At 61.9% G+C, this 14,681-nt stretch carries 16 protein-coding genes; 4 read left to right on the top strand and 12 right to left on the bottom strand.

Annotated elements, in window-relative coordinates; translation table 11 throughout:
* Positions 1–90: 90 nt before the first annotated feature.
* Positions 91–1,344, bottom strand: a complete 1,254-nt coding sequence (locus tag AC061P_RS00285; RefSeq protein WP_449648214.1) for an ABC transporter substrate-binding protein — start codon at positions 1,342–1,344, stop codon at positions 91–93.
* Between the two features lie 250 nt (positions 1,345–1,594).
* On the opposite strand from AC061P_RS00285, the gene trhO reads away from it, so the two are divergent.
* The 4 genes from trhO to AC061P_RS00265 are packed head-to-tail and all read left to right on the top strand — an operon-like array spanning position 1,595 to position 5,042.
* A complete protein-coding gene (trhO, locus tag AC061P_RS00280; RefSeq protein ID WP_480391529.1) occupies positions 1,595–2,482 on the top strand; it encodes an oxygen-dependent tRNA uridine(34) hydroxylase TrhO in 888 nt (295 codons plus the stop codon).
* Positions 2,483–2,535: 53 nt separating this feature from the next.
* Entirely contained in the window at positions 2,536–3,561 is a 1,026-nt protein-coding gene (locus tag AC061P_RS00275; RefSeq protein ID WP_449647917.1) for a 6-phosphofructokinase, read from the top strand.
* 44 nt (positions 3,562–3,605) lie between these two features.
* Entirely contained in the window at positions 3,606–4,595 is a 990-nt protein-coding gene (locus tag AC061P_RS00270; RefSeq protein ID WP_480391528.1) for an MDR family oxidoreductase, read from the top strand.
* A gap of 39 nt (positions 4,596–4,634) precedes the next feature.
* Entirely contained in the window at positions 4,635–5,042 is a 408-nt protein-coding gene (locus tag AC061P_RS00265) for a DUF1304 domain-containing protein (RefSeq protein ID WP_480391527.1), read from the top strand.
* Positions 5,043–5,082: 40 nt separating this feature from the next.
* Here the strand turns inward: AC061P_RS00265 and AC061P_RS00260 are convergent, their stop codons facing one another.
* The 11 genes from AC061P_RS00260 to hemE form a co-directional block, all read right to left on the bottom strand.
* A complete protein-coding gene (locus AC061P_RS00260; protein ID WP_480391526.1) occupies positions 5,083–5,835 on the bottom strand; it encodes a uroporphyrinogen-III synthase in 753 nt (250 codons plus the stop codon).
* Positions 5,836–5,878: 43 nt separating this feature from the next.
* On the bottom strand, positions 5,879–6,106 hold the full coding sequence (locus AC061P_RS00255) for a DUF3618 domain-containing protein (RefSeq protein ID WP_449647913.1): 228 nt from the start codon (positions 6,104–6,106) through the stop codon (positions 5,879–5,881).
* Entirely contained in the window at positions 6,106–6,534 is a 429-nt protein-coding gene (locus tag AC061P_RS00250; RefSeq protein ID WP_480391525.1) for a phage holin family protein, read from the bottom strand. Before AC061P_RS00250 ends, AC061P_RS00255 begins: the two co-directional genes overlap by 1 nt.
* Positions 6,535–6,541: 7 nt before the next feature.
* Positions 6,542–6,910: a YtxH domain-containing protein gene (locus tag AC061P_RS00245; RefSeq protein ID WP_480391524.1), complete on the bottom strand. Its 369-nt coding sequence runs from the start codon at positions 6,908–6,910 to the stop codon at positions 6,542–6,544.
* Between the two features lie 206 nt (positions 6,911–7,116).
* A complete protein-coding gene (gene hemL, locus AC061P_RS00240) occupies positions 7,117–8,526 on the bottom strand; it encodes a glutamate-1-semialdehyde 2,1-aminomutase (RefSeq protein WP_480391523.1) in 1,410 nt (469 codons plus the stop codon).
* Complete coding sequence (gene hemB, locus AC061P_RS00235; RefSeq protein WP_480391522.1) at positions 8,523–9,518, bottom strand: porphobilinogen synthase; 996 nt, start codon at positions 9,516–9,518, stop codon at positions 8,523–8,525. The genes hemL and hemB overlap by 4 nt, the downstream gene beginning before the upstream one ends.
* Entirely contained in the window at positions 9,515–10,429 is a 915-nt protein-coding gene (gene hemC, locus AC061P_RS00230) for a hydroxymethylbilane synthase (protein ID WP_449647908.1), read from the bottom strand. Before hemC ends, hemB begins: the two co-directional genes overlap by 4 nt.
* Positions 10,426–11,595, bottom strand: coding sequence for a ferrochelatase (locus tag AC061P_RS00225; protein ID WP_449647907.1), 1,170 nt, complete (start codon positions 11,593–11,595; stop codon positions 10,426–10,428). Before AC061P_RS00225 ends, hemC begins: the two co-directional genes overlap by 4 nt.
* Positions 11,592–12,272 carry a hydrogen peroxide-dependent heme synthase gene (hemQ, locus tag AC061P_RS00220; protein WP_449647906.1) on the bottom strand — a complete coding sequence of 227 codons (681 nt, stop codon included), beginning with the start codon at positions 12,270–12,272 and terminating at the stop codon, positions 11,592–11,594. Before hemQ ends, AC061P_RS00225 begins: the two co-directional genes overlap by 4 nt.
* 57 nt (positions 12,273–12,329) lie before the next feature.
* Positions 12,330–13,607: a protoporphyrinogen/coproporphyrinogen oxidase gene (locus AC061P_RS00215; protein ID WP_449647905.1), complete on the bottom strand. Its 1,278-nt coding sequence runs from the start codon at positions 13,605–13,607 to the stop codon at positions 12,330–12,332.
* Between the two features lie 4 nt (positions 13,608–13,611).
* The gene (gene hemE, locus AC061P_RS00210) at positions 13,612–14,664 is read right to left on the bottom strand and encodes a uroporphyrinogen decarboxylase (protein ID WP_480391521.1); all 1,053 of its coding nucleotides are present in this window, start codon (positions 14,662–14,664) and stop codon (positions 13,612–13,614) included.
* Positions 14,665–14,681: the final 17 nt, after the last annotated feature.

Raw genomic sequence — 14,681 nt, 5'->3', positions numbered from 1 at the left:
GTTGAGCAGTGGTGGTTTGGCACGCTGTTCGAGAAGCGGTGGTCGAGCCATCGAGACTTGCCCGAGGCCCGACCACCGAGTTGTTTCTCGTTAGCCGAGCGACTTTACGTCGGTCTCGAACTGAGCCCACGACTCATCAGCCGACATCAGGCCATCTTCAACCCGAGTGATCGCCTGTTGCATGGCGTCGTTGATGGCGAAGTACTTCGCGCCCTTGAACGGTGTTACAGAGACGGCTGCGGCCCGGTTGGCGAGGATCTCACCAGTCGGCGCGTCGTTGAAGAACTCGTTGGTCGCTCCGAGGAGTTCGTCGCTCGCAAGAGCGTCGATCTGGCTCGGGAAGGTTCCCTTCGAAGCAAACGCACTGAGCTGCTGCTCAGGGGCAGTGAGCCACGCTGCAAGCTTCTGCGCTTCTTCTTGGTTCTTCGACTGAGTCGGAACGGTCAAGTACGAGCCGCCCCAGTTGCCGCCGCCACCGGGGAAGGTGTCTGCGATGTCCCATCCAGCGACGCCGTCGGCGTTTCCGGAGATTACGCCAAGCATCCAACCCGGGCAGAGCATGGTCGCGAAGCCGTCATTCTGGAAGCTTGCGGTCCAGTCGTCGCTCCACTGTGAGAGGTGCGCGGATAGGGTGCCGCTTGCGTTGAGAACATCGTCGTAGGCTTGGCGCACTTCGGGGTTCTCGGTGGCAATGACGGTACCGTCATTTTCTTCGTAGGCGTTTTCGAGCTGGTTGACGACACCCTGCCAGGTTGCTCCGGCCGAGTCGAACCACGGGACGTTCGTACCAGCTGATGCGAACTTCTCGCCGGCAGCGTAGTAGCTGTCCCAGCTTGTGCCGAGCAAGTCGGCAACTTCAGCGCGATCGGTCGGCAGTCCAGCTGCTTCGAAGAGGTCGGAACGGTAGCAGACGGCCTCAGGTCCGATGTCGGTGCCATAGCCGATGAGGCGGCCGTCGGCATCCGTTGCAGCCTTTTCTTTCCAGTCCAGCCAGCGACCGTCGACGTCTGCCGAAGCCAAGTCGATGAACTGGTCCGAGTACTGCAAGAGTTCGGGCAGCCAGTCGACTTCGATGGCTTCGACGTCACTGAGCCCACTACCTGCTGCGAGGCGGGTAGTGAGGTTGTCGCGCGCCTCGTTCGAGGTTGCGGCTTTCTTGTGCTTGATGGTCACGTTCGGGTTGGCTTCTTCGTACTTTGCGAAGAGGTCGTCGTACCCGAATTCGTTGAACGTGGCGACGGTCAGTGTGACGTCACCGCCGGCCGACGAACCTGAGTCGGTGCCTGCCGAACAGCCTGTGGTGATGAGGGCGATGGATGCTGCGCCGGCTACGACTGCAGCCATTTTGGTGCGCGGGAAACGCTTCACGGTCACTCCTTTGTGTGTACGTGCGGGTGGTGCCTAGATGGGATGTGGTGATCCTCGTATCGCTCTGCTGAAATTCTGTGAGAGCGCTCTCACGAGTGTGAGAGTTACCCTAGGCGACTGTCAGTGTTGTTGTCAAGAGAGCGCTCTCACGCACTTTCAATCCGCGCCGGTTCAAGCGCAGTGCGCTACGCGAGCCACACCCAGCGAACAGCCGTAAACTTGCCCCGTGGCTGTTCCTAAGATCCTTCTCTTCTACGTGTTCACGCCGCTGGCCGATCCGGAGGCTGTGCGGCTGTGGCAGCGCGACCTCTGTGAGTCCCTCGGGCTCGGCGGTCGCATCATCCTCTCCAAAGACGGCATGAATGGCACCGTCGGCGGCGAGCTGAAAGATGTGAAGCGCTACATTCGCAAAACGCGTGACTACCCCGCGTTCAAGAACATTGACTTCAAATGGAGCGAAGGCATCGGTGGCGACTTTCCGAAGCTCAGCGTGAAGGTGCGCGACGAGATCGTCAGCTTTGGTGCTCCCGGTGAGCTGCAGGTCGACGAAAACGGCGTTGTCGGCGGCGGCACGAAGCTCAGTCCAGAAGAACTCCACGAACTTGTTGCCCGCAAAGAGGTCACCTTCTTTGACGGTCGCAACCCCATCGAGGCCGCGATTGGCAAATTCACCAATGCGATAGTTCCGGATGTCGACACCACCCGTGACTTCGTAGCCGAACTCGACAGCGGCAAATACGACCACCTCAAAGACACACCAATCGTCACCTACTGCACTGGCGGCATCCGCTGTGAGGTTCTCTCCTCCCTCATGCGCAGTCGCGGATTCGGCGAGGTCTACCAACTCGATGGCGGCATCGTTCGCTACGGCGAAAAATTCGGCGACTCCGGCCTGTGGAACGGTTCGCTCTACGTTTTCGACAAGCGCATGGCCATCGACTTCACGGCAGACACGAAAGCAATCGGCGCCTGCTACCAGTGCGGTGCCGCCACCAAGCGCATCGAGAACTGCCACAACCCGGCCTGCCGCGAACAGTTCGTCGTGTGCGATGAGCACGCCGACAGCGTGGCGTGTGCCGCGCATCCGTTCACCGTCTCAGAGACTGTCGCCTAACCACCGAGCACCCCGTGGCTCGCATTGCGGTCAAGATGCGCCATGATAGTTCCATGAAGATTGGGATCCTGACCAGCGGTGGCGACTGCCCCGGACTGAACGCGGTCATTCGCGGTGTAGTGCTCAAAGGCACTCAGGTCTACAACAAGGAGTTCGTCGGCTTTCGCGATGGTTGGCGGGGAGTCGTCGAAGGCGACGCGATGCCCCTGGCCCGCAAAGACATCCAAGGCATCTCCAAACAGGGCGGAACCATTCTTGGCACCTCCCGCACCAACCCCTTCGAAGGCACCGACGGCGCAGAAACTGTGCGCGAAAACATGGAACGCCTCGGAGTTGACTCGCTCATCGCCATCGGCGGAGAAGGCACCCTCGCTGCCGCCAAGAGGTTGACGGATGCCGGCATCAAGATCGTCGGAGTCCCCAAGACGGTAGACAACGACCTCTCCGCCACCGACTACACGTTCGGCTTTGACACTGCCACGCAGATCGCCACCGACGCCATGGACCGCCTCCGCACCACCGGTGACTCACACGGTCGCTGCATGGTCGCCGAAGTCATGGGCCGCCACGTTGGCTGGATCGCCCTGCACTCGGGGATGGCTGCCGGCGCTCACGCCATCCTCATCCCCGAACAGAAAACCAGCATGGAACAGATCGTGGAATGGGTTTCCTCCGCCCGCGACCGAGGGCGTGCACCGCTCGTCGTCGTTGCCGAAGGGTTCACCCTCGACACCATGGATGACGCCCACTCCGAACGTGGCCTCGATGCGTTCGGGCGCCCCCGCCTTGGCGGAATCGGCGACATGCTTGCGCCAGAGATTGAAGCCCTTACTGGACTCGAAACTCGCTCGACGACTCTCGGTCACATTCAGCGTGGTGGAACCCCAAGCGCCTACGACCGCGTGCTCGCCACTCGCTACGGCATGGCGGCAGTCGACGCCGTCATTCACGGCCGCTGGGGTCGCATGGTGTCGCTGCGGGGAACCGAGATCACCAACGTTGCCTTCGAGGATGCCCTCGGCAAACTCAACACCGTTCCGCAGTCACGCTACGACGAAGCATCGATCCTCTTCGGCTAGAAAGCACCGAGGCACAATACAGCCGGCCGTTCTAGGCTGGCGTTATGTGGCGTGGAATTGAAGTAACCAAAAACGAGTCCGACCCCAAAGCTCCAGCACACGTTGAGCTTTCTGAGCAACTGGATGACAGCATCCTGATGCCCGGCGACGTCACGATCGATGTCGAGTTCTCAAGCTTGAACTACAAAGACGGCATCGCACTCACGGGCAGGCCAGGCATCGTTCGCGAGCCACACCTGATCGCCGGGATCGACCTCGTCGGCGTCGTTTCGGCATCAGATGATTCACGTTTTTATGCTGGTCAGCGGGTCCTTGTCAACGGCTGCGGCTTGAGTGAAACCCACCATGGTGGTTTCGCCGAACGCGCTCGTGTTCCCGGCGACTGGGTCATCCCCGTCCCTGAAGGAATCAGCAACAAACAAGCAGCGGCAATCGGCACTGCTGGGTTCACTGCAATGCTCTCCGTGCTCGCCATCGAACGCGGCGGCGTCACGGGAGACGTTCTCGTCACCGGGGCCGCTGGTGGTGTTGGTTCGATCGCGATCGCGCTGCTCAGCCGACTCGGATTCACCGTAACGGCATCCACCGGTCGGGAGAGCGAACACAAATACCTGCGCCGCCTAGGGGCGACAACGATCATCGATCGAGCCGAGCTCAGCGCCGAACCTCGAGCGCTCATGAAGCAGCGCTGGAACGGCGCCATTGATGCCGTCGGCGGCACCACCCTCGCCTCCGCAATCGCCGCCACCCAGTACGGCGGAACGGTGACCGCATGCGGCAATGCCCAATCGAGCGACCTGCACACGAGCGTGATGCCCTTCATCCTTCGCGGCGTGAGCCTCGTCGGCATCAACTCTGTTTTCACCCCGCGCGAGCTGCGACTCGAAGCGTGGAGTCGACTCGAACGTGATCTCGACCTCGGCATTCTTGAGGGAACAACATCCGTGATCGGACTGAGTGAAACCATCGCCGCTGGAGAAGACATCATCGCCGGGCGCACTCGTGGCCGCACCGTGGTTGACGTGCACGCTTAGAACCTGCACGCCCACCCGCCCTGTGCCAGACTTCCGGGTATGAACAGTGCCTTCGCCATCCTCGGCTCCACGTTTGTTTTTCTCGCCGCCCTCATCCACATCATGATCTTCTTCATGGAGAGCGTGCTGTGGCACAAAACGCGCGTGCAGAAAACCTTCGGTGTGCGCACCGTCGAGGAGGCCGCGATCATCAAGCCGTGGGCCTACAACCAAGGCTTCTACAACGCGTTTCTTGCTCTCGGAGCCGGAACTGGACTCGTCATGATCGGGTCACTCAACCTGTGGCCGGCGGGTATTGCTCTCGCAATGTTCGCGACGCTCAGCATGCTGCTCGCCGCAGTAGTGCTCATCACGTCTCAACCGAAGCTGGCACGCGCGGCAGCGATTCAGGGAGTTCCGCCTCTGCTGGGCATCATCTTCCTCGTTCTCGCCCTCACAGTGGCTTAGCGAAACACCAAGTGAAACACCAAGCGAGTCGCGTAGCAAACTAGCGGTTCAGATACTCCGCAAGAGCGTCAACGAGCGATTCACTCGATCGGGTTTCGGCGATCACGTGAACGGTGAGGCCCGCGGCACGAGCGTCAAAAGCTGTGCGGGGCCCGATGCACGCCACGATAGTGGTTTCGGGCAACGGGGCCAATTGCTCGGCCACCTGGCGGGCTACTGAGCCAGAACTGACCAGCACGGCAGAGATGCGACCGGATGCAACATCCTCGCGCACATGGTCGGCGACGGGAACACCGACCGTGCTGTAAGCGGAGACGCTGACAACTTCGATGCCGAGCGCACCCAGGCCGTCGGGCAGCGTGGTGTCGGCAAGATTGGATTGCGGAGTCAAAACGCGAAGACCCGGAGTGCGATCCGGCCACTCTTTGACGAGACCGCGACCCGAGTTATCGAGTTCCGGAACGAAATCTACGCGATGGCCCGCAAGGCTCAAGGCCCCGGCAGTGGTCTCCCCCACGGCAGCAATTTTGGTGCGCTCGGGGATCTTCACACCGCTGACACTCAGTACATCGACGGTCGTTGCGCTGGTGACCGCGATCCAATCAAACTGTCCATCGTTGAGTTCGTGGAACGCGTTTGCGAGCGCCGGCACGTTCTCAGAGGGTGCGAAATTGATGAGCGGAGCGATCACCGGAATTGCTGAGTGATCCCTCAGTAATGCTGCGACGCTGTCGCCCCAATTGCCTCCGCGTGGAACGAGCACGCGCAAACCATCGAGTGCTTTGCTTGCCATGCTCTCTATACTCCACCTGTTGGGGAGTCAGACGCTAATCGAGTCAGTCGTCGTCGCTCAAAATAGCCCACGCAACGACGGCAACAACCGACACTGCTGCGGCCGCTGCACCAACAATCCAGGGGATGGGGTTGCTCTCGTAGGAGCTGCGCACACGGGTTGCTACTTCGTCGACACGCTTGCCGACGTTGAACTTATCTTCAATGGCGTCGAGGGTGCGCTCAAGTTCAGCGCGGGCCTGCTCAATGTTGTCGCTTGCTTTGTCAGACATTATGACCTCCGCTTTCGGGTGCCTTTGATGGCACGAACATCGCTCTTAATGCTTTCGATCGTTTCGGTGGGTGCCGGTGGGGTGCCCTTTTTGACGAGAGAAACACCAATCAGCACGAGAATTGCCACGATGACCAGCAGGATGCCGGCGACAACCAAGGCGGCCGCCCACGCAGGCATGACCTCAGCAAAGCCGAGGACGGCTGCCGCGATGAGCACCATGAGCGCGAAGAGTGCAAAGAATGCGGCTCCCGCGAACAGGCCAATGCCAATTCCGGCGTTCTTGAGCTTGCCAACTATTTCGTTCTTGAGCGACTCGATCTCTCCGCGAACGAGCTCGCCAAGGAGGCGAGGTACATCGGCGATGAGGGCCGCTAGCGAACGTTTCGGTTCGCGCTGCTGGTCTGTTTTCGGTGATTCACCGTACATGGCAGCCCTACTTCGAGTTTGTGGACTTCGTCGAAGATGCCGTTGACGAAGATTTCTTGGCGGCAGGCTTCTTTGCGGCAGGCTTCTTTGCAGCGCTGCTGGTGGTTGTCGACTTGGCTGACGAAGTCTTGCTGTTGCTCTTGCTGCTCGCGACCTGCTTGACGACCTTCTTGGCACCGTCCGCGAGGAACTCCGCAACATCCGGAGCCTTGTCTTTCACAAAGTCCTCAGCGTTGTGGCGCTGCTCCGCAATGCGGGGATCGTTCCACAGCTTGTTCGCCGTGGCCTTGATCTTTTCGTACTTTTCGCGGCCAGCGCGGGTGCCCAGCACGTAGCCGATGCCGAGTCCTACTACTAGGAGGATCTTGCCCTTCATGGTGAACTCCATTTCGTTGCCCGTTAGTTCTTCCAACATACTCGCGATAGCTGCAGGCCGTAATCAGGATTTGCTGCTAACGCAAGTAGCCATTCTGCGGCATATTCTCAGATTGGCATAGGGATGCACCCAGAACTCACACAGACTTTCCAGTTGAGCTGCGGCAAGTTTCGCGAGCAGTCGGCGTCTGTCGGTGCGGAGTCGGACTACTGCGGGGCGGATGCCGCGGCAGCAGCCTTCGCGGCGGCGGGTAGTGCATCGACGATCTTCGAGACCACGCCATCGTCGTGGGCTGCCGAAACGAACCACGCCTCAAACACACTCGGAGGCAGCGAAACCCCGGAGTCGAGCATCGAGTGGAAGAAGGGTGCGTAGCGGTAGCCCTGCTGTGCTTTGACGTCGGCAAAGTTCATGGGCTCGGTGGCGCTGAACGCGAACGAGAACAGGTTGCCCGCGTGCTGCACGACGTGCTCAACACCCTCGGCGGAGAGCGCGGCAGAGGTCTCAGTGGAGAGAGTTTCGGCAACCTGGTTGAGCCGCGAATACACGGCGTCATCTGCGAGCCTAAGCGTAGCGAGGCCAGCGGCGACGGCGACGGGGTTTCCGCTCAGGGTGCCCGCTTGGTAGACGGGGCCGAGCGGAGCCAGCAACTCCATGATGCGAGCCGAACCACCCAGGGCGGCCAACGGCATCCCTCCACCGATGACTTTGCCAAAGGTGAAGAGGTCGGGAACCCAGCGGGCATCAGGGGCTTCGGGGGTAGCGGCGCCGGCGGCGCGAGCATCCAAGCCCCAGTAGCCGGCGGGGTCAACGCGGAAGCCCGTGAGAACTTCGTCGCTGATGGCGAGAGCGCCGTATTCGTGGGCGATGCGCACGATGGTTTCGTTGAAGCCGGGCTGCGGGGCAAGAACGCCCATATTCGCGGCGGCGGCCTCAAAGATGATGCCAGCGATGTCGTGACCGTGTTCGGCGAATACCTGCTCGAGGGCGGCAACGTTGTTGTATTCGATCACGAGCGTTTGGGCTGCGGTCTCGGCGGTGACTCCGGCGGAGCCGGGCATCGAGAGCGTCGCAAGGCCAGAACCGGCTTCAGCCAGAAGTCCGTCGGAGTGACCGTGGTAGTGGCCGGCGAACTTCACGAGCAAGCGGCGCCCGGTGGCACCACGAGCCAAACGGATGGCCGTCATGGTCGCTTCGGTGCCGGTGGAAACGAGGCGCAAGCGTTCGATCGGGCTCACTCCACCGACGCTGATGCGCGAGCGCACGAGTTCGGCGAGCTCGGTCTCGGCGGGAGTGGATGCTCCAAAGCCGAGCCCGCGCGACGCCGCCTGCTGAACGGCGTCGATCACTTCGGGATGAGCGTGGCCCAGGATGGCAGGGCCCCAGGAGTTGACGAGGTCGATGTACGACCGGCCCTCAACATCCGTCACGTACGAGCCGGACGCCCTCACATAGAAGCGAGGTGTTCCACCGACCGAGCCGAAAGCGCGCACGGGAGAGTTGACTCCGCCGGGCAGCACGCCGCGAGCGCGGTCGAATGACTCTTGGTTGGTGGTCGGAGCGCCAGGCGCGGGGGATGTGGTCGGATTGCCAGTCGTGGACGTGCTCGTGCTCATCGGCGTAGCCATTCTGCAAGTTCGGTTGCGTAGTAGGTGAGCACCGCTTCGGCGCCGGCCCTCTGGATGCTGAGTACTGATTCTTCGATCGCGCGGCGGCGGTCGATCCAGCCGTGGGCTGCGGCCGCCTCGATCATCGAGTATTCGCCGGAGACTTGGTACGCCCACACGGGCACGCTGCTGACAGCGCTAGCGTCGGCGAGCACGTCAAGGAAGCTCATCGCTGGCTTCACCATGACGATGTCGGCACCCTCGTCGATGTCGAGTTCGACTTCGCGGATGCCTTCACGGCGGTTGGCTGGATTCTGTTGATAGGCACGACGGTCGCCCTCGAGCGAGGACTGCACGGCTTCACGGAATGGCCCGTAGAACGCTGAGGCGTACTTGGCGGCGTAACCGAGCAAGGGGGTGTCGGTGTGGCCGGCGTCGTCGAGTGCGTCGCGCACGGCAGCAACCTGCCCATCCATCATTCCGCTGAGTCCCAGCAGTTGCGAACCGGCTTCGGCCTGAGCAACCCCCATCTCGCGGTAGCGCTCAAGTGAGGCATCATTGTCGACGATGAGTTCGGTCACGCCCGTCGCGAGGTTGGTGCGCTTGCGCAGCACTCCGCAGTGACCGTGGTCGGTGAATTCGTCCAAGCAGAGATCGGTTTGCACCACGAGGGCGTCACCGGCCTCAGCGACAGCCGCGCGCGTAGCAACGTTGAGGATTCCGTGCGGGTCGATTGCTCCTGACCCCTCGGCATCCTTCTTCTCGGGAACACCGAAAAGCATGACACCACCGATCCCCAGTTCGGCGGCTTCGGCAATGGCGCGGCGCATCGAGTCGAGCGAGTGCTGCTGCACTCCGGGCATCGAGCTAATCGGCACCGGCTCGCTCAACCCTTCGCGCACAAACATCGGCAGAATGAGTTGGCTGGGGTGGGTGCGATTTTCGGCGACAAGTCGACGCATCGCCGGGGTTGACCGCAAACGGCGGGGGCGGATGATCACGCTCGTGCTCCCGTGAGATCCCCAGCGCCCTGTGCCAGCAGTTCGTCGGCGACTCGCTGTGCAACCTCGCGCGCTGGGTCTTCGACATCGTTGACGTACAGCGCGTGCGAGCTGGTGAGGTAGCGGGAGCCATCGAGGGCGTAGACCCGCGCATCCAGAAACAGGAGGCCATCGTCGATGACGGCGTGGGCTCCGAGGGGAGCCGAGCATCCGGCGTCGAGGAAAGCGAGAACGTAGCGTTCGGCGTTGGTCTTGGTGCGGCTCGGTTTGTGGTCGAGCACGGCGGCAAGTTTCTCTTCGCCGGTGCGGGTTTCGATGGCTAGGGCGCCCTGCCCTGGTGCGGTTGGCCAGCCTGCGATGCCTAGGTATTCGGTGATGGCGGCGGCGCGGCCAGCACGATCAAGTCCAGCGGCGGCAAGGATCACGGCATCGAGGTGCCCGTCGGTGACTTTGGCTAGGCGGGAATCGATGTTGCCTCGCAGGTCGACAACGTCAAGGTCAGGGAACCGCGAACGCAGCTGTGCTTGGCGGCGCGGCGAACCGGTTCCGACCCGAGCGCCAGCAGGAAGCGTCTCCAGGGTCAGCTCGTCGCGGGCACACAGCACGTCACGTTCGTCGGCGCGTTTCGGCACCGCGGCGATCGTGAGGCCGGGAACGTCAGTCGTCGGCAAGTCTTTCAACGAGTGGACAACGACGTCACACTCGCCAGCGAGGAGTGCGTCACGAAGAGCGTTCGCGAATACCCCTTGACCGCCAATCGTCGAGAGTGACTCCGTCGAGCGGTCACCCTGAGTCGAGATCGGGATGATTTCCGTCTCGACGCCGGTCTTGCTTTCGAGCGCGCGTGCCACCGTGGTGGTTTGAGCCATCGCGAGGGTGCTCCCCCGCGTTCCAATGCGAATAACGGTCACGGTGCTACCCCCGCGGCTGCCGGTTTGAAGCCGAGCCGCACATTCTCACAGCACCCGGGACGACAGACGTCATACCAAGGGCCGAGTGTGGTCAGTGCGGGGCGATCTGCCGCCGGCACTCCATCGCGACGTTCCAACACGAGGTCAACAAGACCCGTGACGAACGCCGGATGCACGCCAGGCGTCGGAACGCGGACGGCAAACATATTGTGGCCTCCCGCAGTTTCTAGCGCCTCCGTATCGAGATCCCACTTCACTTCCATGTGGTCGGAAATGAAGCCGACCGGCACAATAACGACCGCTTCACTACCACCGGCGGCGAGCGCATCAATCGCATCGTTGATGTCTGGCTCCAGCCACGGCATCGAGGGCGGGCCACTGCGCGACTGGTACACGAGACTGTGCGCTGGCTGCGGTGTGTCTGGCGAATCGGCCGCCTGCGCCGCCATGACAACTTCGGAGACAGCGAGGTGCTGCGCGGCATACGCGCCACCCTCGCCGAAGCCACGTGACTCTGGACCGCTCTTGGCGGCATCCGTCGACGGAATCGAGTGCGTGGCAAAGAGTACGTGCGTTTTGTCGGGCGCAATGCCCTGAGCGGCGACCTTCGCGAGACCATCACGAACACCATCAATGAATGGCTGCACAAAGCCGGGGTGGTCGAAGAACTGGCGAACCTTGTCAATTTGGATCGTGCCGAGCAGGCCGGTCTGTTCGAGGGCGATTGCGTAGTCTTCGCGGTACTGACGGCAGCTCGAATACGAGCTGTAGGCGCTCGTGCCGACGGCGATGAGCTTCTTATACCCGCGCTCATTGGCTTCAGTGAGGGCATCACTGAGATAGGGATTCCAGTTGCGGTTTCCCCACAGCACCGGCAGGTCAATTCCGCGGCGAGCGAGCTCAGCCTCAAGGGCCGCCTTCAGCTCACGGTTCTGGTCGTTGATAGGGCTCACTCCGCCAAACGCGCGGTAGTGGTGAGCAACCTCTTCGAGCCGTTCCTCGGGAATACCTCGTCCGCGCGTCACATTCCGCAGGAACGGGATGACATCGTCTTGACCCTCAGGCCCGCCAAAGCTCGCGAGGAGAATAGCGTCGTAGGCAACCGCTTCTTCGACGTGTTCAGGGCCGGATGCTGCGGCATCCGTTGCAGCAAGGATGCGGGTCATGCCAACACCTCCGCAATTTGCTCAAGCGCGATGCGGCGGCCCGTGTAGAACGGCACCTCTTCACGCACGTGCATGCGGGCATCCGTTTGACGCAAGTGACGCATGAGGTCAACCAGGTCAACGAGTTCTGGAGCTTCGAGCGCGAGCATCCACTCGTAGTCGCCGAGTGCAAAGCTCGCGACGGTGTTGGCGAGAACCTGAGGCATCTCGGAACCCTTGATGCCGTGGTCGCGCAACATCTTGCTGCGTTCGGCTTCGGGCAACAGGTACCACTCGTAACTGCGCACGAACGGGTACACGGTGAGCCACGCCTCTGGCTCCTTGCCCCGCATAAATGCCGGCATGTGACTCTTCGAGAACTCAGCGTCGCGGTGCACGCCCATCGCGTTCCACGTGGGAAGCAGGGTCGAGAGCTGCTCGCTGCGGCGCAACTCACGCAGAGCCCACTGAATGTTCTCCGGGTTGTTACCGTGCAGCCAAATCATGATGTCGGCGTCAGCCCGCATGCCAGACACATCATAGAAACCGCGAACGGTGACACCGCGCGCTTCAACAGCGGCAACGGCAGCAGCAAGGCCCCCGGTAGGAGCAGCACGGTGTGGGTCGCGACGGAACACCGCCCACAGGGTGTAGCCCAAAACTTCGGTGGCATTGTCGACGTCAGTCATGTCTTCCATTCTCTCCCGTGCCTTCTGGGCAAACTGGGAAAATACCTGTGTATTAGGCGAACCTAACTAGCTTATCTCTTCGGTTGCATCGTCAATCGCGGCATCCGCATCCGCGGCCAGTAGTCGGTCAACCGTGGCGTTGGCGTGCGACACAATGCCAGCCAACCCGGTTCCGCCGACGGTCTCGCCGACGACGACCACGCCATCCGTTCGCTCAGCTGCCGCGAGCGCGGTCGGCCGAATCCACTGTTGGCGAGCGAAATCAAGTACCGACTCTGGCGGCAACGAGACGCCCAGAAGAACTTCGGCATCCCGGCGCGCAGTTTCGGCCAGATCGTTTGGTTCCTCGTTGTACGAAAGCCGCACAATGTGACGAGCCTCGGCGTATTCCTTCAGCCACTCCCACTTTGAGGTTGAGTGCGTGAGGGCGCGGGCCGAAACGCTGGTGCAGCCGGGGGCGACGAGCACTCCAGAGCCTCGCGGTTCGGCATCCAACTCTGGCGCGTCGAGCACGAGAGTGGCGAGAGTCACGGTGCGACCACGAACGGGAGCGAGGATGCCCGGAGCAGCAACAATGACGATGCCATCGAGGCCGGCGAGTTCATCAATATTCTCGATCCGACGCTCGAACTCGACGATCACGCCATAGGTGGTGAGGTCGGCGGCAAGTTCGGTGACGAGACGATTGATGCCACCACGGATGCCCTGAACCGCTGTTCCGGCTGGCATTGCGTCACGCATCGAACGCACCGCTGCCGCGAGCGAACCGTGCAGGGCGAGGCGTTCCTTGAGGGTTGCAACTCGCTCGAGCGGAAGGTCGTCGGGGTGTAGAGAGTAGACACCGTGCACGACGGGGGCGACCAGTTTTTCGACGACGGCGTTGCCCATACGGCGACGCACAAGCGCCCCAAGAGATATGGCTGTGCGTTTGCCAAACCACGGAATCAGCGAATCAAGTTGAGCTCGCAGCGCGCCACCGAGCCCGAGCACAGCAATGGTTTGTGCGTCGAGCGGAGTCGCCGGGATTCCCAAGATGCCTGTGCTCGGCAATGGCAGGGCGTTGCCAGCCACCGGCTGCAGCCACGCGCCCTCGTCGCTGGGTGAAACTATCTCGTCGCCGAGCCCGAGTTCGCGGGCGAGATCGGCAACAGTGTTGCCGCGGGTCGCGAAGCTCTCGGCGCCAGCATCCAGGTTGATGCCACCAACGCGGTGGGATGCCACGGTGCCGCCCAGATGATCGCTTGCCTCAATGAGGCGCACGGTTCGGCCAGCCATCGCGAGCCGTCGCGCCGTGACAAGCCCAGCGATGCCGCCGCCGACGACGGTAAATTCTGTCGTGCTCACGGCACTAGCCTTCCTGGTGAACGAGCTCCACAATTCTGGTGAGCACATCCGGGTCGGTGTCGGGGCCGACGCCGTGGCCGAGGTTCACGACGTGGGCTGGAGCAACGCGGCCACGGTTCATGACGTCGCGCACGTGCGCTTCGAGCACATGCCATGGTGCACCGAGCAGTGCTGGGTCGATGTTGCCCTGAAGAGGAACGCCACCACCGAGGCGACGATCAGCCTCGTCGAGTGGGATGCGCCAGTCGACACCCATGACGTCGGCACCAATGCCGTGCATGGCCTGCAGCACTTCGCCGCTGCCGACACCGAAGTGAACCTTGGGAACCTCGTAGCCGCGCAAGTGCGAGAAAACACGCTTGGAGTGGGGAGCGACCCGGCGCACATACTGCTGCTCTGAGAGCGAACCAACCCAGGAGTCGAAGAGCTGAACGGCAGATGCCCCGGCTTCAACCTGGGCGATCAAGAACTCGCCAGCGACATCCGCACACCAGTTGAGCAGATTTGCCCACGTTTGCGGGTCGGAATACATGAGAGAGCGGGCACGCTGCTGGTCTTTGCTCGGGCCACCCTCAACCATGTACGAGGCGAGAGTGAATGGTGCTCCAGCGAAACCAATGAGCGGAGTGTTTCCCAGCTGGGCAACGGTTTGTGCGACAGCTTCGCGGATCGGCGCAAACGCTGCCGGGTCGATGGGGTTCAGCTTGGCGACATCCGCCGCCGTGCGAATCGGGTTAGCGAAAACGGGGCCACGGCCGGGAACGATCTCGACCTCAACACCGGCAAGCTTGGCCGGGATAACAATGTCGCTGAAGAAAATGGCGGCGTCGACATTGTGGCGACGCACCGGCTGCATGGTGATCTCGCTGGCGAGATCAGGTGTCAGGCACGCCTCGAGCATTTCATTGCCTTCGCGCAGTTTGCGGTACTCCGGCAGTGAACGACCGGCCTGGCGCATAAACCACACGGGGGTCGTTTCGGGGCGATCACCCCGATAGGCCCGGATGATAGGCGAGTTAGCTGTACGGCCGTCGAGAAGTGGGTGGTCAGAATTCATGGTCACAGGGTTAACAT

The organism is Rhodoglobus sp. G.S.4 (assembly GCF_056619605.1).
This window is presented reverse-complemented; position numbering and strand designations above follow the sequence as displayed.